Genomic DNA, 25,658 nt, shown 5'->3' on the forward strand with positions numbered 1-25,658 from the left:
GTGAAAGCGACCCGTCATGGAGTTGTGAGACGATATGCTTATCTCGCATTATTCCATTCAATGGCGACGCGGATGGCTTCCCCCAGTTGCGCCACCACCCGCTGATGCTGTTCCGTCGGCGGCAGGCCGCAGTTTAGTCGCAGGCAGTTGCGGTATTTCCCGGAGGCGGAAAACAGCGAACCGGGGGCGATCTGGATCTTCAGCCGGGCGAGTTGCTGGCCGACGCAGACCATATCAACATGCTCTGGCAATTCTACCCACAGCAGGAAGCCGCCCTGCGGGCGCGTCACGCAGATGCCACAGGGAAAATATTGCCGCACCCAGCAGGTGTAGGTTTCCATGTTCTGTTGATAGATCTGCCGCATCCGCCGCACATGGCGGTGATAGTGGCCTTCGCGAATAAACGACGCCACCGCCATCTGCGTGGTGGGCACCGTGGTGCCGCTGGTGGCGTACTTCATATGCAGCACGCGGTCGCGATAGCGGCCCGGCACAATCCAGCCCACGCGCAGACCCGGGGCGATGGTTTTGGTAAACGAACTGCACAGCAGCACGCGACCGTCGATATCCCAGGATTTGATCGTTCGCGGGCGCGGATACTCGTTTGCCAGCTCGCCGTAAATATCATCCTCGAAAATAGCGAGATCATGACGCTGGGCGAGCGCCAGGATCGCCCGCTTACGATCATCCGGCATGATAAAGCCCAGCGGATTGTTGCAGTTAGGTACCAGGATCACGCCTTTGATCGGCCACTGCTCCAGCGCCAGTTCAAGAGCTTCAATGCTGATCCCGGTTTGCGAATCGGTCGGAATTTCAATGGCTTTGATGTTAAAGCCGCGCAGCAACTGCATGGTGCCGTAATAGCAGGGGGATTCGACGGCAACGATATCGCCTGGCTTGCAGACAGAAAACAGCGCGATGGAGAGCGCCGCATGGCAGCCCTGGGTAATGATAATGTCATCTGCGGTGGCTACAGTACCGCCATCAAGCATCAGGCGGGCAATCTGTTCGCGCAGGTCGCGGCGGCCAGCCAGTTCGTCGTAATTCAGAATATCGCCAGGATGATGCTGCACGATGCGGCTCATCTCGCGCCACAGCGGTTTCAGGCTCGGTTGCGACACGTCCGGTGAACCGCCGCCAAACGCGGCCATGGACTTATCGCCACGCCCATCGAGCAACGTGAGCACCTGCTCCCATTGGGTGACATCCACCGGGCGCTGTACCGGGCGCGACATCGCCGGTACCGGCGGCTGGGCTTTTCGCGGGGCGATAAAATAGCCGGAGCGCGGCTGCGGGGTGATGAGCTGTAAATCTTCCAGCTTCTGATAGGCCTGCTGTACGGTACTGATGCTGACGCCATGCTCCTGGCTCAGCGCCCGCACCGAGGGCAACTTTTCCCCGTGGCGGTACAGCCCCTGTTCGATACGTTCGGCAAGCAGATTAGCCAGATGTTGGTAACGCGTCATGCTGTATCCTTCTTTCAACCATACAGATAGATAAACCAGTACAGATCGAGCGAAAAAAAGCAGTTCAGATATCGTTTTATAGCATCTGTATGTTAAAGAAAAGTGTATTCTGAATCTGTATCGTACACCCTCAATCCATGAAGATAAGGCCCTCACTCACAGAAACGAGAGGTGCATCATGGAGTTTTATGAAAACCGGCCCAGAGCGCCGTTTTTAGGGCTGACGTTGATTGGAAAAGCGATCGCAAAATGGTGGCGGATCCACAAAACCCGTCGGGCGCTCGACCGCCTGAGCGAAGCGCAACTCAAAGATATCGGGATATCACGCCATGATATCGGCTAAGGGCGCGTGCGGATACACGCCGCGCTCCCTGACCAGCGCCACCAGCGCCCGCAATCCGGGTGGGACGTGACGATGGCCAGGATAATACAGGCGCAGCCCGCCGAAGGGCTGCGCCCATTCATCGAGCACGCTGACCAGTTCCCCGCTTGCCAGTTCCTGCTGAATATACAGCTCCGGTAAAAATCCTACCCCCAACCCGGCTTTCACCACCTGGATCGACGCATGAAGATCTGAGGTGGCAAAGCGTGGCGGCACCGCCAGTTCATAGCGTTCTCCCCGCCGCTCCAGCTCCCAGCGGTAGATCCCGCCGTGCGACATGCGCATGCCGATGCCCTGATGATGCAGCAGATCGTCCGGCGTTTCCGGGGTGCCATAACGGGCAAAGTAATCCGGCGTGGCCACCACTCGCTGGCGAAGATCCTGCGTCAGCGGGATGGCGATCATATCCTGCGGTACGGATTCGGCGAGGCGGATCCCGGCGTCATAACCTTCCGCCACGATGTCGATCATTCGCGCTTCGCTGACCGTTTCAACGCGCATTTTCGGATAGCGGCGCATGTAGTCGATCAGCAACGCATCAAGGAACAGCGCGCCGATGTTATTCGGCACGTTCAGGCGCAGTGTTCCGGCCGGTTCGTCGTTATCGCTGTAGATCTCTTCGCTCGCCTGGCGGATCTCCTGCAGCGCCGGGCCGATGCGTGTGACGAAACGCTGCCCGGCGTCGGTCAGCGCTACGCTGCGGGTCGTGCGATTAAACAGCCGCGTCTGCAAGCGGCTCTCCAGCCCGGCGATGGCATTGCTGACCGCCGTGGCCGACATGCCCAGCTCCTGTGCCGCGCCGCGAAAACTGCCCCGGCGCACGACCGCCATTACCACTTCGAGCTCTGTCAGTCCTGAACGATGCATAAAGATTATCCCGAAAATCGAAACACCGCTTGCAGCATAGCGCAGATTATCGCCACGATAAAGCTGTGCCAGACTGACGCTATACAGCCTGAGGAGGCACTATGCGTACTATCGAACAGATCTTTATCAACGGCGAATTTGTCACCCCGCACGGCAGCGAATATTTTGATTTATACAACCCGGCGACGGCACAGGTGACAGGCCGGGTGCGCCTTGCGGATGAACAGGACGCTGAACGGGCGATTGCCGCCGCAAAAGCCGCGTTCCCGGAATGGTCGAAAACCAGCAAAGCGCAGCGTATTGCGGCGCTTGAACGGATGCATGCCGCCGTGGTCGCGCACCACGACGAGTTGCTGGAAGCCATTATTGAAGAGTATGGTGCGCCCGCCTCACGATCGTCGTGGATGGCAAGTTACCCGGCTGACGTCATCACCCAGGCGATGGCAGCGCTGGACGCGTTTGAATTCACCACCCGGGCGGGTATCGCTACCGTACAGATGACGCCGCTGGGCGTGGCCGGGCTTATCACGCCGTGGAACAGCGACGCCGGATTCATCTGCGGCAAGCTGGCGGCGGCGCTGGCGGCAGGCTGCACAGCAGTGATCAAACCGAGCGAAATGAGCGCCCTGCAAACGCAGGTGATCACCAGAGCGTTGAGCGAAGCCGGGTTGCCGCCAGGCGTGTTTAACATCGTGACCGGGCGCGGTGAAACGGTGGGCGAGACCATCAGCCGCCACTCTGATGTAGCGAAAATCTCGTTTACCGGCTCGACCAACACCGGCAAAGCGATCCTGCGCAATGCCGCGGAGAGCTTTAAGCGCGTCACGCTGGAGCTGGGCGGTAAATCGCCGACCCTTATTCTCGACGACGCCGACTTAGCGCAGGCGGTGCCGCTGGTCATTGCCGCCGGGTTTATGAACAGCGGGCAGGCGTGTGTCGCCGGGACGCGGATCCTGGTGCCGCAATCGCGTAAAGCGGAGTGCGAAGCCGCGCTGGCGCAGGCCGTGGCGGCGGTAAGATCCGGCGATCCGCGCGATCCCGCCACTGAGGTCGGGCCGATGGTCAGCGAAAAACAGTGGCAGCGCGTACAGGGGTATATCCGCAAGGGCATCGACGAAGGCGCGCGGCTGCTGGCGGGCGGCGAGGGGCGTCCGGCCGGCATGCAGGACGGCTGGTTTGTCCGCCCGACGCTGTTTACCGATGTGACGAGTCAGATGACCATCGGCCGTGACGAAATCTTCGGCCCGGTGCTGTCGGTGATTACCTACCGCGATGAAGCCGAGGCGATCGCCATCGCCAACGATACCCATTATGGCCTGAGCGCGCTGGTGCTGGGCAGTGATGTGGTGCGGGCGCAGAACGTGGCGCAACAGATTGAATCCGGTCGGGTGCTGATCAACACCCTCGCCCATGAACCGAAAGCGCCGTTCGGCGGCTTCAAGCACTCCGGCGTCGGCCGCGAAATGGGCGAATGGGGCATCAGCGCCTTTATGGAGCCGAAATCGCTGGTCAGCGCGTAAATCAGTCTGCGCTCGCCTGCAACAACGCCAGCGTCTGCGCTCTGGCTTGTTGCAACTGGGCGCAGGCTTCCTCGTAAGAGCGAATATTGTTGTAGCCAATCATCAGCCCGTAACGCTTGCTGGTGCCGCTGTACCAGTCTGAGAGCGCGTTGACGTGCAACTGGTACTGCTGCCAGCACGCCACGATTTCCTGGTCGCAGGTGCCTTTGGCGAGAAACGCCACAATGTTCATCCCGCCGTCGTTTTGCTCGGTATAAAACAGATCGCCATACACCGCCTGCAACGCGGCGATCATCCATTCACGCCGCGTCTGATACAGTGCGCGCATCTTTTTCAGATGCCGGAAAAAGTGGCCTTCGTTGAGAAACGCGGTAAGGATTTTTTGCATCAGTACCGGCTGGCCGCTGGTGAGGATTTCCGCGCTGTGAATAAAGGCCGGAATAGTGCTGGCGGGCATCACCACGTAGCCAATGCGCACCGACGGCATAATGGTTTTGCTGAAGGAACCGATGAAAATCACCCGATCATGCTGGTCGAGACTTTTCAGCGACGGCAGCACTTTGCGGGTGTAGTGAAACTCGCCATCGTAATCATCTTCAATGATCCATGCGTCGTTTTGCGCGGCCCAGTCGAGCAACTGCTGTTTGCGCGGCAGCGACAGGGTGACCGCCAGCGGACTCTGATGCGACGGCGTGACGACGGCGAAACGGGCGTCGTGGTGATGGCGCAGCAGATAGTCTGTATCAATTCCCTGTCTGTCTACCGGAACAGGAAAGAGGCGCGGCGCAATACGTTTCAGCAATTGCTGCCCCATAAAATAGCCTGGATCTTCAAACAGCACTTTGTCATTACGGCTGGCGAGGGTATCGATGATCAGGCGCAGGCTGCCGATGTAGCCGCTGGTGATCAGCACCTGTTCGGCGGTGCAGGAGAGCCCGCGGGAAATATTCAGATAACTGGCGATGGCCTGACGCAGCGGATACCAGCCCGGCACGGGCGGGTTGAGCATCTCATCCTGTCGCATCGCCCGTACCGCCTGGCCTGCCAGCAGCAGCCATTTCTTATAAGGAAAGTTGTCCAGCGCCGGAATACCGGGGCGTAAAAAGCCGGAGCGTCGGCGCAGGCTGGCGGGTGATTCCTGCGAGACGCCCATGGTTTGTTCAGCAGGCGAGGGCGGTGCCTGCGGAATGTTTAAATCGGGGTTTACTCTTGTACCGCGCGCGCCCTGGCTTATCAGATAACCTTCGCCGACGAGAATCGCGTAAGCCGTTTCCACGGTTTTGCGCGCCACCTTCAGTTCTTCCGCCAGTACGCGGATGGCAGGCACTTTGTCGCCTGGCTTCAGCACGCCGCGCGTAATGTTGTCACGGTAGCGGTGATAGATCTCCTGAAATCCCGGTTTCATGTCCTACCTCTTTTTGCTGTTTTTGTACCTTTTTACTATGTCATCAACGGCGTACATTTACCCCATTGAATTTCACCTGCCGCACAAAATGAGGAAAGTCTATGAGCACCCGCGTAAACCATTTCAAAGCCACGCCCGCCCTGGTTAAATCGCTGTCAGAACTGAGCATGGCGACGGGTAATGTTTCTGTCGCGCCGACGCTGAAACACCTGATCGACATTCGCGTTTCGCAACTGAACGGCTGTGCTTTCTGTCTGGACATGCATGTTAAAGAGGCGAAAATCGACGGCGAGCGTGAACTGCGGATCCACCATCTGCCGGTCTGGCGTGAGTCGCCGCTGTTCAGTGCCCGTGAAAAAGCGGCGCTCGCCTTTGCCGAAGCGCTGACACGCATCAACGAGCATGGCGTCAGCGATGCGCTGTACCGCAACCTGACGGAGCATTTTTCCGAAACCGAGATTGCCGAGCTGAATTTCATGATTGCGGTGATCAACACATGGAACCGCCTGCAAATCACGGCGCGGGCGGTACCGGGCTCGATGGATACCGCGTTCGGGCTGACGAAAGCGGATCTGGCATGAGGTGAACGTGCCCGGCAACAGACGGCTGCCGGGCACGTTTTTAGCTTATACGGCGGCTTCCAGCGCCAGCATTACCGGGTGGAAGCGGCGTTTGAAGTAAATCAGCCCGTGACCTTCCTCGCCGCGTAAGATGATGTTCTTGATCTCCACCAGATAAACCAGATGGGTGCCGATGGTCTGCACCTGGCTGATTTCCCCTTCGAGGCTGGCCAGCGCTCCTTTCAGCACTGGCTGCGCCAGCAGGCCTTTTTGCCAGCAACCGAGCTTAAAGCGTTCTTCCATCGCCATGCCGGTCATGCCCGCGAAGTGGCGCGCCATCAGTTCCTGCTCATGGTTCAGTACATTGACGCACAATTTGCCGTTGCCCTGAAACACCGGGTTCATGGCGCTGTTGGCGTTAATGCACACCATCAGCGACGGCGGCGTGTCGGTCACCGAACAGACCGCCGTGGCGGTGATCCCGCAGCAACCGGCGTCGCCTTCGGTGGTGATGATATTCACCGCCGCCGACAGGCTTGCCATCGCGTCACGAAAACGCAGTCGTTGTTCATCCTGGTGCATCTTTACCTCCCGCTACTGTTTGAGCAGCTTATCCAGCATGTTGATATCGGTGTTGTTGTGCAGATGCGGTACCGTCCAGCCATTCTGGTCGTACTCAGACAGGCAGCGGTCCACCATCGCCATCATCTTGTCCATGTTGCCGGAGCTCTGTGCCTGGCGCAGACACTGCAGACGGATTTCGTCCTGGCTGCCGGAATAGTTGATTTCATACAGCTCATGACGACCGCCGAACTCGCTGCCAATGGCGTCCCACATCAGCTTGAGGATCTTGATGCGTTCGACATGATCCATACCGTTCGAACCGCGCACGTATTTCGCCAGATACTGGTCGATCTGCGGGTTGTTCAGGTCGCGGGCACTGGACGGCAGGTAGATGAGACCGCTGGTCACGTTACGTTCAATGATGTTTTTGATTTTGGCGTAGGCCATTGGTGCCATCACGCGGTAAGTCTGTAGCGCGGCGTGATCCGGCAGCCAGGCGCCGTTCACCCACGGCGTTGCTTCTGCGCACATCGAGTCGCTCAGCGCCCAGAACATGTTGCGCCACGCCACCACTTCGCCGAGATCCGCCTGTACGCCGCGGAATTCCAGGGTGCCGGTACATTCGAGGGATTTTTTCAGCAGCGCGGTGATGAAATCGAGTTTGACCGCCAGACGCACGCAGGCCTGTAGCGGGTACATGCGGGCGAAACCGCCTTCCATCGTCCAGCGACGGCAGCGATCGAAATCGCGGTAGATCAGCACGTTTTCCCACGGGATCAGCACGTTATCCATCACCAGAATCGCATCGTTTTCATCGAAACGGCTGGAAAGCGGATAGTCAAACGGCGACCCGGTGGCACCGGCCACCATTTCATACGAGGCGCGGGAGATCAGTTTCACGCCATCGGCGTCCATCGGCGCGACGAACATCAGCGCGAAATCCGGATCTTCGCCCATCACCTGCGCGGAGCCAAAGCCGATCATGTTGTAATGGGTCAGCGCCGAGTTAGTCGCCACCACTTTCGCCCCGCTGACGATGATCCCGGCGTCGGTCTCTTTCTCCAGTTTGACGTATACGTCTTTCACTTCGTCGGCAGGTTTATGGCGATCGATCGGCGGGTTAACGATGGCGTGGTTGAAATACAAGCCGGTTTCCTGAATGCGGCTGTACCAGTGGCGGGCGTTCTGCTCGAACTGGCCGTAGAAAGCCGGGTTGGCGCCAAGCGCGCAGCCGAACGCGGCTTTGTAATCCGGCGTGCGGCCCATCCAGCCGTAGCTCAGGCGTGACCATTCGGCGATGGCGTCGCGCTGCTGGCGCAGGTCGTCGGCACTTTTCGCCACGCGGAAGAATTTGTGCGTGTAACCGCCGCTGCCGGTATCGGTGTTCCAGCACAGCGTATCCTGAAGGGCTGGCGTATGCAGCGCATCGTACAGTTGCGCCACCGAGGCGGCGGCGTTGCGGAAGGCCGGATGCGTCGTGACGTCTTTCACGCGTTCGCCGTAAATGTAGATCTCACGCCCGTCCTGCAGACTCTTCAGGTACTCTTCGCCGTTTAGCGGACGCGTTGCGTCAGCGCGGAATGCTTCAGGTTTCATAGGGGCCTCTTCACGATTATCGGAATAATTGTTAATTTTATGTTTTGTTTTTGTTGTTTAATTGAAGCGTCTGGAGGGAACTTCGTGAAGAGACTTTTGGGTCAACGACAGGTACTTTTCAGGCGGGGCGTCAGAGTGTGATCTGCGCCAATAAAAAACGGGTGGTGCCGGAGCAACCACCCGTTAACGTTCAGCGTTGTCAGTGTCTTTACTCTTGCTCCACTGCCACGCGGATAGCGGCCAGCGCTTTGCGGGCTGATCTCAACACCTGCTCGCACTGCTCGATGGTCAGCGTCAACGGCGGTTCAACGCGAATGGTTTTCGAGTTGTTGAGCGTACCGGCAACAAGCACCCGCTGGCGGAACATCTCGCTCGCGAAGCTGTAGCCCGTTTCGTTATCCACAAACTCAATCGCCATCAGCATGCCTTTACCGCGCGCTTCCTGCACCAGATCCGGGTATTCACGCGCCAGGCAGCGGAAGCCATCCAGCAGCATGTCGCCTTTTTGCTCCGCCTGCGCAGGCAGGTTTTGCTCCAGCAACACGTTGATGGTCGCCAGCGCCGCCGCACAGGCCAGCGGGTTGCCGCCGAACGTGGTGGTGTGCAGGAACGGGTTGTCGAACAACACCGAGAACACCTCTTCCGTGGCGATCGTGGCGCCAATCGGCATCACGCCGCCGCCCAGCGCCTTCGCCAGACAGAGGATATCCGGTTGCACGTTCTCATGCTCACAGGCAAACATCTTGCCGGTACGGCCCATCCCGGTCTGCACTTCGTCCAGAATCAACAGCGCGCCAAACTCGTCGCACAGCTTACGTACCGCAGGCAGATAGCCCTGCGGTGGCAGGATCACGCCGCCTTCACCCTGGATAGGCTCCAGAATAACCGCCGCTACGTCGTCACCCGTCTTTTTACACTCGCTGAGGACTGAGCGCATGGCGGAGATATCGCCAAACGGAATATGACGGAAGCCCGGCAGTAACGGCATAAACGGCTTACGGAAGGTGGATTTCGCCGTCGCGGAGAGCGCACCGAGCGATTTCCCGTGGAAAGCGCCGCTGGTCGCCACAAAGGTAAATTTGCCGCGTGGCGACTGGTACGCTTTGGCGAGCTTGATCGCCGCCTCAACCGATTCCGTCCCGCTGTTGCAGAAGAAGCTGTATTTCAGTTTGCCCGGTGTCAGCGTGGCCAGCGTTTTGGCCAGCATCGAGCGTAGCGGATCGAGGAGTTCCTGACTATGAAGCGGTTGTTTCGCGAGTTGATTCTGTACGGCGGAGACCACTACTGGATTACGGTGCCCCACGTTGAAAATTCCAAAACCTCCCAGGCAGTCGATAAATTCCTGACCCTGGGTGTCGACAAGCGTATTAAGACTCCCCGCTTGCCACTCTACGGCTCCGTAATCCCCGCCGGCAGTAACAGATTTTCGGTACTCTAAAAACCCCGGGTTCACATGCTCTTTAAAGTTTTCAATCACCTCTCGGTTAAGGGCTTTCATTTCCTCATGATCAAGCGTTCGCTTTTCGATGAGATTCAGTGCGTGCGCTGTACAGGCCAGAGCCGATGCGCTGGAAGGTAATCTGTTCAAAATGTGCTCCAGGGGAGTCGCGTATCACATGATACCGATTTAAGTATTGCAGGGATTACGCCATTCCAGGGGAAGCGGCAAAAATCGGGATAAACACCAGGGATAAGCGTGAAGGCGCAAGATTTTATCATTTCATTAACATTTAAACGGTGTTTATGGCTGAAACGGGATGTGATGGAAAGAAGCTATTTTTCATGCAGTTGCATCAATTTAGTGCAAAATTTGAACTAAAACAGGGCGCATAAAATTCGGTCACAAAAGTCGTTTCTGACAGAAATTATTCAGAATCAATAATATAAAATACGCATAAAGTTTACGGTTTAAAGGCAAATTGCGATCTACATCAAATTTAACAACTAAAGTTAAAGTTTTTAGCGCCGACATAACATTTACACAAAATTTTATTGTCTTCTAACCTGCAAAGGATGCGCTCATGTCTTCCCAGCCTTACGTCAGCCAGCGGAACACTCCTCTGGATGATGACACCACCCTCATGTCCACCACGGATTTGCAAAGTTACATCACCCACGCCAATGATACCTTTGTGAACGTCAGCGGTTACCGTCTGGAGGAACTGACGGGACAGCCGCACAATATGGTTCGCCATCCCGACATGCCAAAAGCGGCGTTTGCTGATATGTGGTACACCCTGCAACAAGGGGAACCGTGGTCGGGCATTGTCAAAAATCGCCGCAAGAATGGCGACCATTACTGGGTGCGCGCTAATGCGGTGCCAATGGTGCGCGACGGTAAAACCACTGGCTATATGTCGATCCGCACCCGGGCGACAGAGCAGGAGATCGCTGCCGTCGAACCGTTGTATGCGGCGCTTAATGCCGGGCGCAGTCATTTGCGCATTCATAAAGGACTGGTGGTGCACAAACGCTGGTGGGGAAAACTGCCTGCCATGCCGCTGCGCTGGCGGGTACGCAGTCTGATGGCCGCGCTGTGGCTGGTGATGACCGGCGCGCTGCTGTTGACTCATGCCCACGGGTTGACGCTGCTGGCGGGGATGCTGGTGATGCTCGCCGGAGATCTGTTTCTGGAGTGGCAGATTGTTCGCCCGGTGGAGAATGTCGCCCGTCAGGCGCTGAACATCGCCACCGGCGAGCGTAACAACGTTGAGCACCTGAACCGCAGCGACGAGCTCGGGCTGACGCTGCGCGCGGTCGGTCAACTGGGGCTGATGTGCCGCTGGCTGATCCACGATGTCTCCGGCCAGGTCGCCAGCGTTCATCAGGGCAGCGATACGCTGGCGAAAGGGAATGATGATCTCAACACCCGCACGCGGCAGACGGTGGTCAACGTGCAGCAGACGGTCGCCACCATGAGCCAGATGGCGGCGTCAGTGCAAAGCAACTCCGAAACCGCAGTGGCGGCGGATAAACTCTCCAGTTCGGCGAGCAGTGCCGCCACCCAGGGTGGGCAGGCGATGCAGACGGTGGTGAAAACCATGGATGAGATTGCCGACAGCACGCAGCGCATCGGTTCGATCACCAAACTGATTAACGACATCGCCTTCCAGACCAATATTCTGGCGCTGAACGCGGCAGTCGAGGCAGCGCGGGCGGGCGAGCAGGGTAAAGGTTTTGCGGTGGTGGCAGGCGAGGTGCGTCATCTGGCGAGCCGCAGCGCCACGGCGGCCAACGACATTCGCAAGTTGATTGATGCCAGCGCCAGCAAAGTGCAGTCCGGGGCTGAGCAGGTACACGCCGCAGGGCGGACGATGGATGACATTGTTGAGCAGGTGCAGAACGTCACGCAACTGATTGGCCAGATCAGCCTTTCGACATCAGAGCAGGCGGCGGGGCTGAACGATCTGACCCGCGCGGTCGCGGAACTGGATGCCATCACCCAACAAAACGCCGGGCTGGTCGAAGAGAGCGCCCAGGTGTCGGCGATGGTCAAACACCGCGCCAGTCGTTTGCAGGATGCGGTTACCGTTCTGCACTGATCACCATTCTTGTTCTTTATATCAACGTATCAACGCCGCTTATCGGTTTCCGACAGCGGCGTTTTTGTTTGTAATTGTTATGAAAGTAATTTGTTAATTTTATATTAAATTGCGCGCAATGATGTCCTGCATTTATTCTGCGGAATATGACGGTTTTGTTTAGCTTATATTCAATTTTCTGTGAAACAAGGTTATATAACGATCGATCCTCGAATATTGATAGTTGCTGGCTATTTGCAAAAAGTGCTTTTAATGAAAAAACGATCAAATTCATAAAGTTAGATGATTTTCTGCCGATAGCGTTCTTCGTCGGATATATAAACCTGTCCACGGAGAAAATATGTTCTTACATAACGTGAAAATCAGCACAAAATTATTTCTGGCCTTCGGCTTCTTTATCGTTCTGCTGATCGCCAGTTCAACGCTTTCGCTGTTGAGCCTGAACCAGGCAAATAATGGAATGCAATCAATCATTACCAGTGATTATCCCACCACGGTTAAAGCTAACCTGCTGATCAACAACTTCAACGACTTCGTGAATACACAGCAACTGATCCTGCTGGATGAACAAGGCCGCTGGACGCAGGACCGGCAAAAAGATCTGAATGCCTACAGCGCTAACGTTACGCGACTGCTTGATGAGCTGACAAAATCACGGCAGGACGCCGAATCACAGCGAATTTTTGCCAGCATCCGCGCGGTTCGCCAGCAGTTCCTGGAATCTCGCTTTCGCATTTTGCAGGAGATCCAAAACGGCAATCGCCAGGCGGCGCTTCAGGAAATGATGACCACCACGCTGGGTATTCAGCAGGCGTATAAAGAGAAAGTGATGGAGCTTATCGCTATTGAAGATAAGCAGATGCGGGCGTCGGGCGATCAGGTGGCGAACAATTTCAAAACCAACCGCGCGCTGCTGCTGGCGCTGGCTATTTTCAGCATTGTGGTCGGTAGCTTCTTCGGCCTGTATATCGTGCGCGCCATTACCCGTCCGCTGGGCGAGGCGGTGTCGTTTGCCCGTTCGATTGCCGATGGCGATCTGACGCGCAATATCACCGCCAGCCATAGAGACGAAACCGGCGTTATGTTACAGGCGCTGATGGAGATGAAATCCCGGCTGCTGACCATCGTGCAGGATGTGCAGCACAGCGCGGAAAGCATCTCCAGCGCGGCGGCGCAGATTGTCGCCGGAAACCAGGATCTGGCAGCGCGTACCGAAGAGCAGGCCAGTTCCGTGGAACAGACCGCCGCCTCAATGGAGCAGATCACCGCCACGGTGAAAAACACCGCCGGGCATACAGCGGAAGCCGCTGACCTCTCCGCCAACGCGGCGACGGTGGTTAACAACAACGGCGAGATGATGAAGAACGTGACCGGTAAAATGCGGGCGATTAACGAGACGTCGAATCGCATGTCCGACATCATCAACCTGATCGATTCCATCGCTTTCCAGACCAACATTCTGGCGCTGAACGCGGCAGTCGAAGCGGCTCGCGCCGGGGAACACGGTCGCGGCTTTGCGGTTGTGGCGGGAGAAGTGCGTCAGCTGGCGCAGAAAAGTGCTTCGTCGGCGAGCGATATCCGCAGCCTGATCGAAAGTTCGACTCAGCAGGCGCAGGAAGGGATGGCGATGGTGGAAAAAGCGGAAGTGCTGATGCTTGGCATGGTGAACAACGTCGAAGAGATGAACACTATTCTGCGCGAAATCGGCGAGGCCAGCCGGGAACAGACGGAAGGCATTTCGCAGGTGAACAGCGCCATCGGGCTTATCGACTCCACCACCCAACAGAACTCCTGCCTGGTTGAGGAGTCTGTTGCGGCGGCGACGTCGCTGAACGAACAGGCGCTGCATTTACGCGAACTGGTGAAAGTGTTCCGCGTTCGCGATGCGGCGGCAGAGGCGTCAGTCTAACTGAGAGATTTCCAGCGCTGCGCGGTCAATCACGCCAATCACCTGTTTTAACTGCGCGGCGCTGAGTTCCTGCTGATTCACTTTCAGATCCAGCACGGCTTTGAAATTCTCCAGCGCCCGTTTCATTTGCGGATCTTTGCGCAGCTCGTGGCCAACCATTCTGGCGTTCATCCGCATCTGGATATGGCCGAGATGCTCGTGATTTTCCGCCAGCCATCGCGAGCCTTCGTCGGTGATCGCAATACGTTTGCGCCCGCCGTCTTCCACATCAATCGTGATAAGACCCTGATCCTGTAGCAGGTCGAGCGTCGGGTAAATCACGCCCGGACTCGGGCTGTAGTGGCCCTGGGTCAGCGCTTCGATGGCTTTGATCAGTTCATAGCCGTGGCTGGCGTTGCGGCTCAGGATATCCAGGATCACCATTCGCAATTCACCGTGACCGAAAAAGCGCTGACGTCGGCCGCCACCACCACAGCCACCGCGCCCGCCGCGCATACCGTGATGTTCATGTTCATGTTCGTGGTCATGAGGGTGTCGCATGATCGTTCTCCATCGTGTTTTTGATATATCTAATTTATATCTAAACTTTTCGTTTTCGCAATACAGAAAACGAATAAAAATTTAATTTATTGATAATAAACGGTTTATTTTTATGCTTTGACGTTTCTTGCGCTTATTTCTGGCTATATCAAAAAACGTCTTGCATTCTTTCCAGTTGCCAATCATTATCATTTACACCCATTTTAGATATATCTGTTTCACGTTCATGAAGGCGACGATGACCACAACAAACAAAGCAAAAAAGTACCCGCAGCGCGTTCGCAATGAACTGCGCTTTCGCGAGCTGACCGTACTGCGCGTTGAGCGCGTGAGTCGCTGTTTTCAGCGTATTGTGTTCGGCGGCGAAGCGCTGGACGGATTTACCTCGCGCGGTTTTGACGATCACACCAAACTCTTTTTCCCCGAGCCAGGCCATACTTTTACCCCGCCAACGGTGACTGACGAAGGCATCGTCTGGGTTGATGATATTCGCCCGGCCACCCGCGACTACACACCGCTGTACGACGCCGCGCGTCACGAACTGGCGTACGATTTCTTTATTCACGACGGCGGTATCGCCAGCCGTTGGGCAATGACAGCAAAAGCTGGCGACACGCTGACCATCGGCGGGCCGCGTGGCTCGCTGGTGGTGCCGGAAGAGTATCACTGGCAACTGTACGTCTGTGACGAATCCGGCATGCCCGCGCTGCGCCGCCGATTGCTCGATTTGCAAAAACTGCCGCAACCGCCGCAGGTGAAAGCAATTGTCACCGTGGCGGATGCTGAATATCAGGATTACCTCGACGGTTTTGACATCGACTGGGTGGTGGGGCACAGCGAACAGGCGGTGGCCGAAAAGCTGGCGGCGTTGCAGGTCCCGGCGGAAGATTATTTTATCTGGGTGACTGGCGAAGGGGCGGTGACCAAATCACTGGTCAGCCGCTTTGAAACTGAGGAAATCGACCCGCAACTGCTGCGCTATCAGGCTTACTGGCATCAGAAATAATCCCTCTCCCGGCGGGGAGAGGGCATGCATTACGCCACTTCGTCAAAGCCGGATTCGAGGATCTGTTTTTGCAGTGTGGCGATGGTGTTCGACAGCGCTTTTTCCTGCTGACGGAAATAAGCTTCCGGGTTGGTGAGCGTGGAGACCAGCAGCCAGGACTTCTCTTTCGCCAGTTTCAGCATTTCGGTGTTCAGGCTGGCGATCTGCTGTTGGATCGACGCGACTTTACGCTGCAACAGCGACAGATCGTTAAGCCGGTCGCTGGCGAGCATCGGCTGATGACCGTGTTGCAGACGGGCCAGCAGGCTGCGGATGGTGGTCAGATCGCCACGCTGCCGCGCCTGGTTGAGCTGCGCCATCATGTCGTTGGCTTCCGCTTTCAGCGCATCGTCCACCAGATCCGGGTGGCACAATTTGCTGGCCTGCCGCCACAGCCGTTTCAGCTCGTGGCGATCGGATTCGCTCATGTTTTCCTGACGATCGCGGCGGTTCTGCGCTTTTTGCTGCTGCTCGCGATAGGTTTCGTATTGCTCGCGCGCCTCATCCCGCGCCCGCCGCGCGACAATGTCATCATCGTCCAGATTCATCTCGGCTTCGCGCTTACGTAGCGAGGCTTCCGCCAGCACCTTGCGCAGCCGCAACACTTCGGTCATCAGCGGGCCGAGGCGCGACATGTAGAAATCGTTAAACTCATCCAGCCGGGCAATGCGGGCGTTGCGCTTGTCGATAAGATCACGCAACTGCTCTTCCAGTGCCTTCAGCTCCAGCTTGCAGGCCGCGATGCGCGGATCCTGCCAGTGGACGATCGCCCGCTGATTTTGCAGCCAGGCCATGATCGCCGCCACAGCCTCACCGTAGCGCTTTTCCTCCAGCGCCAGCACGATGTCATCAATAACGGGATCGTCAGTCTCGTTTTTCAGGTGCGGTAACTGGCTGGCGATAATGTCATCATCTTCCAGTTCAATGGCGTTTTTGATGATCTCCAGCCGCTTAATGGGTTTACTCATGAGGCGTTTGCTCAGCGTCCTGACCGTCGGAATGTGTGGCAGATTAACACCCGGAACCGGGTGCCACTAGTCGGTATACCATAATATAAGTGACGTTATTTCAGCGGTTTACATATTCGACAGGAAATCAGGACTTAACACAGACTGTCAGAGCAATGTCGTGAACAGCGCGGAATTTTCCCCGCCGCAAACCTGTGTTGCGACGGGGGCGTTATCAGGCCTGCGACAATGCCTGTTGCAGGTCCGCTTTCAGATCCTCCAGCCCTTCAATGCCGACCGAGAGGCGGATGAGTTGCGGCGTGATGCCGTTTGCCAGTCGCTGTTCGAGCGGGATCGACGCATGGGTCATGCTGAACGGCTGGCTGACCAGACTCTCCACGCCGCCGAGACTTTCCGCGAGGGTAAACAGCTTCAGCTTTTTGATCACCGCCGCCGCCTGTTGTTCATCACCTTTGATAACCACAGAGATCATCCCGCCCGGCTGCGACATCTGGCGGCGCGCCAGCGCGTAGTGCGGATGTGATTCGAGCCACGGGAACCAGACTTTTTCCACCTGCGGCTGCTGTTCCAGCCACTGCGCCAGCGCCAGTGCGTTGCTGCTGTGGCGCTCCATGCGTAACGACAGCGTGCGGATGCCGCGCAGCGTCAGGAAACTGCTGAACGGATCGAGTACGCCACCGACCGCGTTTTGCAGATAACCCAATTTCTCGGCCAGTTCCGGGTTATCGCCCACCACCGCCAGCCCGGCCACCACATCAGAATGGCCGTTAAGATATTTAGTGGCCGAATGAACGACGATATCAAACCCCTGCGCCAGCGGGCGCTGGATCACCGGCGAGGCGAACGTATTGTCAGCCACGCTGATGAGTTTATGGCGACGGGCGATCGCCGCGATCGCTTCCAGATCCGCCAGTTTCAGCAGCGGGTTGGTCGGCGTTTCCACCCAGATCATGCGGGTGTCCGGGCGAATGGCTGCTTCCAGCGCCGCCAGATCGTCCGGTTTCACCCAGCTCACCTGCAACCCGGCGCTGCGGCGGCGAACGTTTTCAATCAGCCGGTAGGTGCCGCCGTAGACGTCATCCACCGCCACGATATGGCTGTCTTTATCCAGCAGTTCCAGTACCGTTGAAATGCCCGCCAGCCCGGAGGCGAACGCATAGCCGCGGGTGCCGCCTTCCAGTTCGGCAATGGCGCTTTCCAGCGCGTGGCGCGTCGGGTTGCCGCTGCGGGAGTATTCATAACCGGTGTGCTGACCCGGCGCCGGTTGCGCGTAGGTGGAGGTCGCATAAATCGGCGGCATCACCGCGCCATGGCTGTCGCTGAAAGTGCCGCTGTGTACGCTGAGCGTATCGAGAGATTTCATTGTGATTCCTTACTGTTCTAAACGGTTACGCCAGTGGGTTAAGACGTCGGTGCGGGTGATGAGGCCAAGAAAACGTTCGTTATCCATCACCACCGCCACCAGGCCGCGATCGAAGATCGGTTTGAGGGCGCTTTCCGGCGCGCTTTTGTCGAGCTGTTCCACGTTGCGGGTCATCGCGTCGCGTACCGGCAGGCCGAAGCGCTGGCTGTCGCCCTGGACGTGGCTGATGAGATCCCATTCGTCGACGATGCCGACGAGGCGATCATTTTCCAGCACCGGCAACTGGGAGATGTCGTACAAGCGCATGCGCGCCAGCACGGTGGAAAGGGTGTCATCCGGCGCAGCGGTGACCGTCGCGCCTTCATCGTGACGCAGGGCGATAAAATCGCGTAAGTCGCCGTTTTCCGGGCGTGAGATCAGCCCCTGCTGGCGCATCCAGTCGTCGTTAAACATTTTCGACAGATATTTGTTGCCGCTGTCGCAGGCAAAGGTCACCACCCGCTTCGGCGAGGTCTGGGCGCGGCAGTAGCGCAGCGCCGCCGCCAGCAGCGTGCCGGTGGATGATCCGGCGAGAATACCTTCAACTTTCAGCAGTTCGCGGGCGGTGGTGAACGCCTCGCGATCACTGATGCGCAGCGCTTTTTGCACGCCGTCGATCTTCGCCAGCGGCGGGACAAAATCTTCGCCGATCCCTTCGACCAGCCAGGATCCCGCCTCGTCGTAATGGCCGGTTTCGACCTGATCGGCAAGGATCGAACCTGCCGGATCGGCCAGCACAAACTCGGTGTGTGGAGAATGTTCGGCAAACCACGCCTGTAAACCACCGAGCGTGCCGCCGGAGCCAACGCCGACCACAATGGCATCAATGCGCCCGTCGAGCTGCGTGTACAATTCCGGCGCGGTGGTGGTGCTGTGCGCCAGCGGATTGGCGTGGTTATTGAACTGGTCAATATAAAACGCGCCGGGGATCTCCTTCGACAGCCGCTGCGCGTAGTCCTGATAGTACGCCGGATGCCCTTTGCCCACGTCGGAGCGGGTGAGCACCACCTGAACGCCCAGCGCGCGCAGATGGAAAATCTTCTCGCGACTCATTTTGTCCGGCACCACGAGGATCAGCTTGTAGCCTTTTTGCGCAGCTATCAGCGCCAGCCCCAGGCCAGTGTTGCCCGCCGTGGCTTCAACGATGGTTCCGCCAGGCTGTAACCGCCCCTGTTTTTCCGCTTCCTGAATCATCGACAGCGCGACGCGATCTTTAATCGACCCGCCTGGGTTCTGGTTTTCCAGTTTAAGGAACAAATCACAGACGCCCGCTTCCAGTTTGTGAAGCTGCAGAACCGGTGTATGACCGATAAGGTCGGTCACGGAATGATAAATCGCCATGCCATTTCACCCTGAGTGAAGAAAGATGGGCAGAGTGTAGGACTGCGAAAATGGGCTGATAAAGAACGTTTCTCTGCGCTTTAGTATTAAAAGGAATATGACCTGCTGTTTCAGCGGTGTGGAAGGCAGGCCGTGTAGTAGTGCAGATGTATCGACGTCTGAATGAAGGCAGATTTGCGCTTTTTTTCGCCATAAATTGCCTTCTCCGCCGCAGACTTTGCCACTTTTCGGATATCCATTGCTGAACTTCATCTAAGGGGTTTTCCCCGCATCTCTCCTGTTGTTATTGCTTCTGGTTATAAGAAAGACCGATTTGTTTGTTGAAACATCTTCATCACTCGCTATATCGTCTGGACGTCCATACTGCTAAACCGCCATTTGCGGAAGCACAGTAAAAACCAATAACACGCAGCAGCGGATAAGCAGCCATATGATTGTTCTCAGGAATATTTCGAAAATTTTTGACCACGGGAAGGCACCGATTACCGCCGTCGATAACGTGAGTCTGTCGATCGAACAGGGGCAGATTTACGGCATCATTGGTTACAGCGGTGCGGGGAAAAGCACCCTGATCCGCCTGCTCAACGGGCTGGAAAAACCGTCCTCGGGCAGCGTGACGGTCAACGGTCACGACATTTCCGCCGCGAAGGGCGAAGCGCTGCGCCAGGCACGCCTCAAAATCAGCATGGTGTTTCAGCACTTCAATTTGCTGTGGTCGCGCACCGTCAGCGAAAACATCGCCTTTTCTATGCAAATCGCCGGGACGCCAAAAGCGGAGATTCGTAGCCGCGTGGCGGAACTGATTGAGCTGGTCGGGCTGACCGGGCGTGAGAACGCCTATCCGTCACAGCTTTCTGGCGGACAAAAACAGCGCGTGGGTATTGCCCGGGCGCTGGCGAACAGCCCGGACGTGCTGCTGTGCGACGAAGCGACTTCGGCGCTCGACCCGCAAACCACCGATCAGATCCTCGACTTACTGCTGGATATCAACCGCCGCTTTTCGCTGACCATCGTCCTCATCACCCATGAGATGCATGTGGTGCGCAAAATCTGCGACCGCGTGGCGGTAATGGAGGACGGGCGCGTGGTGGAAGAGGGCGACGTGCTGAGCGTGTTTACTCATCCGCAGCAGCCGATCACCCGCCAGTTTGTGCGTCAGGTGAGCCAGTACGCTGAAGAAGAGGCGTTCAATCAGGAACTGGCGAGCGACCTGACCGGTTACGTCATCAGGCTGACCTTTACCGGGCACAGCACGCATAAGCCGGTGGTCGGTGAGCTGACGCTGCGTTACGGCCTGCCGTTCAACATTCTGCACGGCAAGATGAATCAGACGGCACACGGCGTTTTCGGACAGTTGTGGGTTCATGTGAATGCAACCCAGGATCAGCTCAGCAATATCCTTGCGGATCTGCAGCAAAGCGGCATTGAGAGCGAGGTGATCAAACATGGGTGAGTCATTTTTCCCGCATCTGAAGTGGGAACAATTGTGGGCGGCGACCCAGGAGACGCTGTACATGACCGCGCTCTCCGGTGTGGCGACCTTTGTATTAGGCATCGTGCTCGGGCTGGCGCTGTTTCTGACCGCGAAGGGCGGCCTGTTCCACAACCGCACCGTTTACAGCGTGATTTCGGTGATAGTGAACGTCTTTCGTTCCATTCCGTTCATCATCCTGATTGTACTGTTGATCCCGTTTACCAAAACGCTGATCGGCACCATTCTCGGTGCCAACGCCGCCTTACCGGCACTGATTGTCGGCGCCGCGCCATTCTATGCGAGGCTGGTCGAAATTGCCCTGCGTGAAGTGGATAAAGGCGTCATCGAAGCCACGCGCTCGATGGGCGCGCGCCTCTCCACGCTGATTTTCCGCGTGCTGTTACCGGAGTCTTCCCCCGCGCTGGTGTCCGGCATCACCGTGACGCTGATTGCTTTAGTGAGCTACAGCGCCATGGCGGGCGTCATTGGCGCGGGTGGTCTTGGAAATCTGGCTTATCTGGAAGGATTCCAGCGCAACCACAACGACGTCACGCTGGTGGCGACGGTGACCATTTTGATCATCGTATTCATCATCCAGTTCTGCGGCGACGTGATTACCTCTCTGTTAGATAAACGCTAATTACACACAGGAACCATCATCATGAAAAAGACACTGACACTGATCGCCGCCGCTACCCTGAGCGCCCTGAGCTTTACCTCCTGGGCCGATACGCTGACCGTGGGCGCGTCCAACACGCCGCACGCGGAAATCCTTGAGCAGGCGAAACCGATTCTGGCGAAGCAGGGAATCGATCTGGAAATCAGACCGTTCCAGGACTACATCCTGCCGAACACCGCACTGGCCAGCCGCGACATCGACGCGAACTACTTCCAGCACATTCCGTATCTGAACAGCGTGCTGAAAGATCATGCGGGCGAAAAAGATTACGATTTCGTCAGCGCCGGGGCGATCCACATCGAGCCGATCGGCATTTACTCGAAAAAATTCAAATCGCTGAAAGACTTGCCGGAAGGCGGCAAAATCATCATGCGTGATGCGGTTTCCGAAGAAGGCCGTATTCTCTCCATCTTCGAGAAAGAGGGTGTGATCAAGCTGAAACCCGGCGTGGATAAAGTGAACGCGCGCATCAGCGACATCGTGGATAACCCGAAAAAACTGCAGTTCCTGCCGAACGTCGAAGCGTCTCTGCTGCCGCAGATGTACAACAACGACGAAGGCGCTGCGGTGGTGATTAACGCCAACTACGCCATCGACGCTGGTCTCGACCCGGTTCACGATCCGATTGCGGTTGAAAGCGGCGAGAACAACCCGTACGCCAACATCATTACCGTCCACAGTGGCGATGAGAAGAAAAAAGACATCGTTGCGCTGGTGGATGTGCTGCACTCAAAAGCGATTCAGGACTGGATCCGGACTAAGTATAAAGGCGCGGTGATCCCGGTTAATAATTGATTTTGTTTTTCCCTCACGAATGAGAAACCGGCCGATGCGCCGGTTTCTTTTTTTTGAGGTAATCAATATATTTATTCTTTTTCTGGTGGATAATGTCTGCGCAAACAAAGGCATTAATGATTATATTTTTGTATATATAATTAACTTGTATCAAAGGAATGAATATGAACAATGAACAGTCACTCATAATGCAGTTACCGCATGTTGTTTTTCATACCATACATCAGTTTAATGATAAGTCAGCGGATGATATGCAATACGGAGATATGGATGAACATGAGTTAAAAACACTTGGTGTGTCTGATATTTCTTCTCGAGTAGATCCCTATCGGTTGATTAAATATGACAACAATTATCCTGATACTTATATTTCTGAAGTTGGATACTTTCCTCCTAATATTTCGGGAACATCAATCACCAAAGAAGAATGTATTGATATTTTATTTAACGAAATGAAAGACCTTGCAAAATTATTCTACAATAGTAGCTATGCAAAACTTGTTATCGGCATGATTGAGCATTTTTGATATAGCAATGGGCAAAACTTCTGTAGTACTGAATTAGATATGGCATATTCAGATCTTATTGCTGCTGAAAGATACAATAATTCCCTTGAAGGTATTAAGGTTGCGCTTAACAGAAAATACGGGAAACAGGCTGCTTTTGAATCTTATAGTTCACTATTTTTCGACATGAAAATAGAAATCAACAATAGAAGATTGCCAAAATTTACCCGAAGAGAGGATCGTACCAACGGTTTAGGTATCTCAATTCATGATATTTATGCGCAGGAGATAAGACTGTTATCATTTAGAAAACATCAGCTTGGTTGGGATTCCACCGTTTACTTTAAGGCTCAGGACCATTTCGGTCTTGATAAAAATGATATTCTCGATCCGGTTTTCAGACAGTTTCGATTTTTTCGTATCTGGTTTTTCCTTCAAAGACATTGCCAATATGCGTTTAAACCCTTTTTCACTAACTTTTCATCGATACAGAAATTACAGGAGTTTCAATGATGAAAAACAAAAAGAAAATATACCTGCTGTTCTTTCTGATGCTGATGTGTTTTTTACTAGTATGGACTATGCGGCCTGTTCAGATTGTTTATGTCAGCAAACTCTATTACGGGCACCGGGATATCGTTGTTGATCATTTCCCCCTTACAGATCAGGGAAAGATAAAGTGGTTTATGAAACACAAAGATAGCTTGTACAAAAAGTATAATATTGATCCCTCCTTCCTGAGTGGGATCGTTATCTGGGACGTGGGGCGCGGGTTCGTTGCTGATGATGAAGACGGTGATCTTTACTGCTTTGATGGCATGAAAGCAAGTGCACGCTGTATCGATAAAAACGTCTTCCTGAGGATCAATTACGGTAAAGGGGAAATTCAGAGTTTTGAGATGGAATCCGGCGAAGTACGATATGAGATAACGACGGAAGGGAATATTGAGAAATCTATAAAATAAGAAAGAATTATATGCTTTGTGAATGCGTTTCACCGCTGTACAAATAATCTGGAAGCATGCTCGCAAAAGCAAATTATCTCTGTGAAATACACTTTTCGGCGGCATATTGCTGATATAGAGTGTGCGCGTTGCGGCAAAATCCGTAACCGGGCGTAGGAACCTGAATAGCTCAACGAAGGCACAGAGATAACTTTTTGTGTCTGGTCGGCGTACATCGTAAGATTAGGTGGCGCTGGCGGGGCAGCCGAAAGGCTGGCCGATGTCGTTGAGGTCGGTATTCCTACCCCCGCCAGTGTCACCACCTACAGAGCGTAGGAACTCTGGTGGTGACGGCATCACTCAACGGAGATTTTCTTATGGCTTCACGTCCTGTTAATTATTGTACTCGCTATACCGATAGCATCATCGAGCGCTTGTTATCCACGCCCATTCCCGCCACGGCGGATCTGTTCGACGTCGCAGAAATCTGTTCCGCCTTCGTCAATGAGCTGATCGAATGCCATGACACTGCGCAGTCTCAGGCACTGTGTGGTCGCCTGTCCCACGCACTGGTTTTGCTGCATCGCCTGTGCAACGCTGATTTACCCCCGCACCGTATTGAACAACTGATGGCGAGTGAAGCCTCTCCCTCTGTATTTCCCGACTACTGGGGTGACACCGACACGCTGGTGTCTTATGCCCATGGAGTGACGCAGGTACTGTTGAGCGGCACGCTGGCGGACTCGCTGACTGTCACAATGACCGGGTTGTTGCACGATCTGGTGCATGCGATCGAGGGGTATATCAAGGAGCCACGAGTGGTGATGGAGCAGGTGCATTAACCCGATAATCAGAAATCGCGGTGTTCAGAAAGACGATACCTGTAAGTGGCCTTGTTGGAGTCAACATTAAGGCCACAAAATGACAGTTTGAGGAGAGCTCAGTGAGAGTCGAAACCATCAATTTCATCAGGAAAAATGCGGCATCTCTCGATTTGTCTGAGCCAATTCTGGTGATTAGAAAGGGTGCCCCAGCGTATGTTATTGAATCTTACGAGCATTACCAGGAACGGGAAAATGCCCTGGCACTTCTGAAGCTTCTTACCCTTTCAGAAGGAGAGCAGGCTGGTGACCAGACGGTGCAGACCCGTAGGAAGTATCAGGATATAATTGCTTGATTTTACTCTGACGTCCGAACATTCTGGGCCATGCATGATGCGAAATTATAAGAAAAGAGATTTTGAGAGATGAAATTTTCCCAGCTAAAGCGATTCTGGCATGTAGAGGTTATCGGTCTGGATAAGAAATTTTCGGTACTGCGTCTTATGTCGCGCCTGCGAAACAAACCTGGCTTGAAATATGTATTTTGGTGGCGGCTGGCGAGTTATCTGTATGAGAATGGCCACCGTCGCATGGCATACCGTGTACACTCGCGAATAAAGAGTCAGTTTGCCTGCGACATTATGTTGGGAGCAAATATTGGTGAAGGATTAACCATCGCGCACCACGTTGGTGTCGTAGTGTCCAAGCGTGTTGTAGCAGGCCGAAATATGAAGCTTACGCAGAACTCAGTGATCGGCAATAGCGGTAAGGGTGAGTCCGGGAAAATTGAAATAGGGAATAATTTCTTTCTGGGTTCGAATAGCTGCGTTATTGGTGACAAGCTGAAAATTGGTGATAACGTTACTGTCGGTGCGATGAGTTTTGTGAATAAAAACCTACCAGACAATTGCCGTGTTTATACCAGAAAAACTACTGAAATAGTTGAGAGTCAGTTGTAATCTTAAGCGAAATGGGAAACTTTATTCCTGGCCTTTTACTGATCTCATCCTCTTGTTTGTCTGACCTACGTAAGCGGGTTTTTATAACATTTTATCCCTGCCTGGTGTTAGCCATCTCTTTATCCATTTATCGGGATATTATCGCTCGCTTTCTGGTACGTTCATCTATTCAGCCTTACGTTGATGACCATTCAAGTCGACGACTTGAAAGGAGAACGGAAGCATCCATATTGCTGGCAGTAAATCGCAGGGCAGGAAACTTCAGCGGCACTTATGCTGAAGCTAGTGACAAGAAGAATGAAAGGTTTTTCATAAAAATATGATTTTAAAGATAAAATCTGGTGGCCCCTGCTGGACTTGAACCAGCGACCAA

General features: G+C 55.0%; 23 protein-coding genes and 1 pseudogene. 14 read left to right on the forward strand and 10 right to left on the reverse strand.

Going from position 1 to position 25,658, the window contains the following annotated elements; translation table 11 throughout:
- Positions 1-38: 38 nt before the first annotated feature.
- The gene (locus tag AOY23_RS08410) at positions 39-1,466 is read right to left on the reverse strand and encodes an aminotransferase-like domain-containing protein (protein ID WP_054178911.1); all 1,428 of its coding nucleotides are present in this window, start codon (positions 1,464-1,466) and stop codon (positions 39-41) included.
- Between the two features lie 178 nt (positions 1,467-1,644).
- Here AOY23_RS08410 and AOY23_RS21655 point away from each other — a divergent pair, with 178 nt between their 5' ends.
- Positions 1,645-1,809, forward strand: a complete 165-nt coding sequence (locus AOY23_RS21655; RefSeq protein ID WP_072012047.1) for a DUF1127 domain-containing protein — start codon at positions 1,645-1,647, stop codon at positions 1,807-1,809.
- Here the strand turns inward: AOY23_RS21655 and AOY23_RS08415 are convergent.
- On the reverse strand, positions 1,789-2,715 hold the full coding sequence (locus AOY23_RS08415; RefSeq protein WP_054178910.1) for a LysR family transcriptional regulator: 927 nt from the start codon (positions 2,713-2,715) through the stop codon (positions 1,789-1,791). The genes AOY23_RS21655 and AOY23_RS08415 overlap by 21 nt on opposite strands.
- A 101-nt stretch (positions 2,716-2,816) precedes the next feature.
- Here AOY23_RS08415 and AOY23_RS08420 point away from each other — a divergent pair, with 101 nt between their 5' ends.
- Positions 2,817-4,235: an aldehyde dehydrogenase family protein gene (locus tag AOY23_RS08420; protein WP_054178909.1), complete on the forward strand. Its 1,419-nt coding sequence runs from the start codon at positions 2,817-2,819 to the stop codon at positions 4,233-4,235.
- A gap of 1 nt (position 4,236) precedes the next feature.
- Here AOY23_RS08420 and pdxR read toward each other — a convergent pair whose 3' ends face one another.
- Positions 4,237-5,640: a MocR-like pyridoxine biosynthesis transcription factor PdxR gene (pdxR, locus tag AOY23_RS08425; protein ID WP_054178908.1), complete on the reverse strand. Its 1,404-nt coding sequence runs from the start codon at positions 5,638-5,640 to the stop codon at positions 4,237-4,239.
- Between the two features lie 101 nt (positions 5,641-5,741).
- Between pdxR and AOY23_RS08430 the strand changes: the two genes are divergently transcribed.
- Complete coding sequence (locus tag AOY23_RS08430) at positions 5,742-6,221, forward strand: carboxymuconolactone decarboxylase family protein (protein ID WP_054178907.1); 480 nt, start codon at positions 5,742-5,744, stop codon at positions 6,219-6,221.
- A 45-nt stretch (positions 6,222-6,266) separates the two neighbouring features.
- Here the strand turns inward: AOY23_RS08430 and AOY23_RS08435 are convergent, their stop codons facing one another.
- From AOY23_RS08435 to ygjG, 3 genes are all read right to left on the reverse strand, one after another.
- Positions 6,267-6,782 carry a 4-hydroxyphenylacetate 3-monooxygenase reductase subunit gene (locus tag AOY23_RS08435; RefSeq protein ID WP_054178906.1) on the reverse strand — a complete coding sequence of 172 codons (516 nt, stop codon included), beginning with the start codon at positions 6,780-6,782 and terminating at the stop codon, positions 6,267-6,269.
- Between the two features lie 12 nt (positions 6,783-6,794).
- The gene (hpaB, locus tag AOY23_RS08440) at positions 6,795-8,360 is read right to left on the reverse strand and encodes a 4-hydroxyphenylacetate 3-monooxygenase, oxygenase component (RefSeq protein WP_054178905.1); all 1,566 of its coding nucleotides are present in this window, start codon (positions 8,358-8,360) and stop codon (positions 6,795-6,797) included.
- A 208-nt stretch (positions 8,361-8,568) separates the two neighbouring features.
- Positions 8,569-9,948 carry a putrescine aminotransferase gene (gene ygjG, locus AOY23_RS08445; protein ID WP_054178904.1) on the reverse strand — a complete coding sequence of 460 codons (1,380 nt, stop codon included), beginning with the start codon at positions 9,946-9,948 and terminating at the stop codon, positions 8,569-8,571.
- A 433-nt stretch (positions 9,949-10,381) separates the two neighbouring features.
- Here ygjG and AOY23_RS08450 point away from each other — a divergent pair, with 433 nt between their 5' ends.
- Both AOY23_RS08450 and AOY23_RS08455 read left to right on the forward strand, forming a co-directional pair.
- Complete coding sequence (locus AOY23_RS08450) at positions 10,382-11,902, forward strand: methyl-accepting chemotaxis protein (RefSeq protein ID WP_054178903.1); 1,521 nt, start codon at positions 10,382-10,384, stop codon at positions 11,900-11,902.
- A 340-nt stretch (positions 11,903-12,242) separates the two neighbouring features.
- Positions 12,243-13,811 (forward strand): methyl-accepting chemotaxis protein, encoded by a 1,569-nt coding sequence (locus tag AOY23_RS08455; protein WP_054178902.1) that lies wholly within the window; start codon positions 12,243-12,245, stop codon positions 13,809-13,811.
- On the opposite strand, the gene AOY23_RS08460 is transcribed toward AOY23_RS08455, so the two are convergent.
- Positions 13,803-14,351, reverse strand: a complete 549-nt coding sequence (locus tag AOY23_RS08460) for a PadR family transcriptional regulator (RefSeq protein ID WP_081005606.1) — start codon at positions 14,349-14,351, stop codon at positions 13,803-13,805. The genes AOY23_RS08455 and AOY23_RS08460 overlap by 9 nt on opposite strands.
- Positions 14,352-14,589: 238 nt before the next feature.
- Here AOY23_RS08460 and AOY23_RS08465 point away from each other — a divergent pair, with 238 nt between their 5' ends.
- Positions 14,590-15,357 carry a siderophore-interacting protein gene (locus tag AOY23_RS08465; protein ID WP_054178901.1) on the forward strand — a complete coding sequence of 256 codons (768 nt, stop codon included), beginning with the start codon at positions 14,590-14,592 and terminating at the stop codon, positions 15,355-15,357.
- A 29-nt stretch (positions 15,358-15,386) separates the two neighbouring features.
- Here the strand turns inward: AOY23_RS08465 and AOY23_RS08470 are convergent, their stop codons facing one another.
- From AOY23_RS08470 to AOY23_RS08480, 3 genes are all read right to left on the reverse strand, one after another.
- Positions 15,387-16,364 (reverse strand): DNA repair protein, encoded by a 978-nt coding sequence (locus tag AOY23_RS08470; protein WP_054178900.1) that lies wholly within the window; start codon positions 16,362-16,364, stop codon positions 15,387-15,389.
- Positions 16,365-16,578: 214 nt separating this feature from the next.
- Positions 16,579-17,727, reverse strand: a complete 1,149-nt coding sequence (locus AOY23_RS08475) for a trans-sulfuration enzyme family protein (RefSeq protein ID WP_054178899.1) — start codon at positions 17,725-17,727, stop codon at positions 16,579-16,581.
- A 9-nt stretch (positions 17,728-17,736) separates the two neighbouring features.
- The gene (locus tag AOY23_RS08480) at positions 17,737-19,107 is read right to left on the reverse strand and encodes a pyridoxal-phosphate dependent enzyme (protein ID WP_054178898.1); all 1,371 of its coding nucleotides are present in this window, start codon (positions 19,105-19,107) and stop codon (positions 17,737-17,739) included.
- 430 nt (positions 19,108-19,537) lie between these two features.
- On the opposite strand from AOY23_RS08480, the gene AOY23_RS08485 reads away from it, so the two are divergent.
- The 8 genes and pseudogenes from AOY23_RS08485 (at position 19,538) to AOY23_RS08525 (ending at position 25,285) form a co-directional block, all read left to right on the forward strand.
- Positions 19,538-20,560 (forward strand): methionine ABC transporter ATP-binding protein, encoded by a 1,023-nt coding sequence (locus AOY23_RS08485; RefSeq protein WP_054178897.1) that lies wholly within the window; start codon positions 19,538-19,540, stop codon positions 20,558-20,560.
- Positions 20,553-21,221 (forward strand): methionine ABC transporter permease, encoded by a 669-nt coding sequence (locus AOY23_RS08490; RefSeq protein ID WP_054178896.1) that lies wholly within the window; start codon positions 20,553-20,555, stop codon positions 21,219-21,221. Before AOY23_RS08485 ends, AOY23_RS08490 begins: the two co-directional genes overlap by 8 nt.
- 21 nt (positions 21,222-21,242) lie before the next feature.
- The gene (locus tag AOY23_RS08495) at positions 21,243-22,055 is read left to right on the forward strand and encodes a MetQ/NlpA family ABC transporter substrate-binding protein (protein WP_054178895.1); all 813 of its coding nucleotides are present in this window, start codon (positions 21,243-21,245) and stop codon (positions 22,053-22,055) included.
- A 188-nt stretch (positions 22,056-22,243) separates the two neighbouring features.
- Positions 22,244-23,074: pseudogene (locus tag AOY23_RS22990) on the forward strand (DUF3289 family protein).
- The gene (locus tag AOY23_RS08510; RefSeq protein WP_054178892.1) at positions 23,071-23,526 is read left to right on the forward strand and encodes a DUF943 family protein; all 456 of its coding nucleotides are present in this window, start codon (positions 23,071-23,073) and stop codon (positions 23,524-23,526) included. The pseudogene AOY23_RS22990 and the gene AOY23_RS08510 overlap by 4 nt, the downstream one beginning before the upstream one ends.
- A 356-nt stretch (positions 23,527-23,882) precedes the next feature.
- Positions 23,883-24,347: a hypothetical protein gene (locus AOY23_RS08515; protein ID WP_054178891.1), complete on the forward strand. Its 465-nt coding sequence runs from the start codon at positions 23,883-23,885 to the stop codon at positions 24,345-24,347.
- Positions 24,348-24,448: 101 nt separating this feature from the next.
- The gene (locus tag AOY23_RS08520; protein ID WP_054178890.1) at positions 24,449-24,682 is read left to right on the forward strand and encodes a prevent-host-death protein; all 234 of its coding nucleotides are present in this window, start codon (positions 24,449-24,451) and stop codon (positions 24,680-24,682) included.
- Between the two features lie 69 nt (positions 24,683-24,751).
- Complete coding sequence (locus tag AOY23_RS08525) at positions 24,752-25,285, forward strand: hypothetical protein (protein WP_054178889.1); 534 nt, start codon at positions 24,752-24,754, stop codon at positions 25,283-25,285.
- Positions 25,286-25,658: the final 373 nt, after the last annotated feature.

The organism is Trabulsiella odontotermitis (assembly GCF_001297775.1).
Lineage (GTDB): Bacteria > Pseudomonadota > Gammaproteobacteria > Enterobacterales > Enterobacteriaceae > Trabulsiella > Trabulsiella odontotermitis.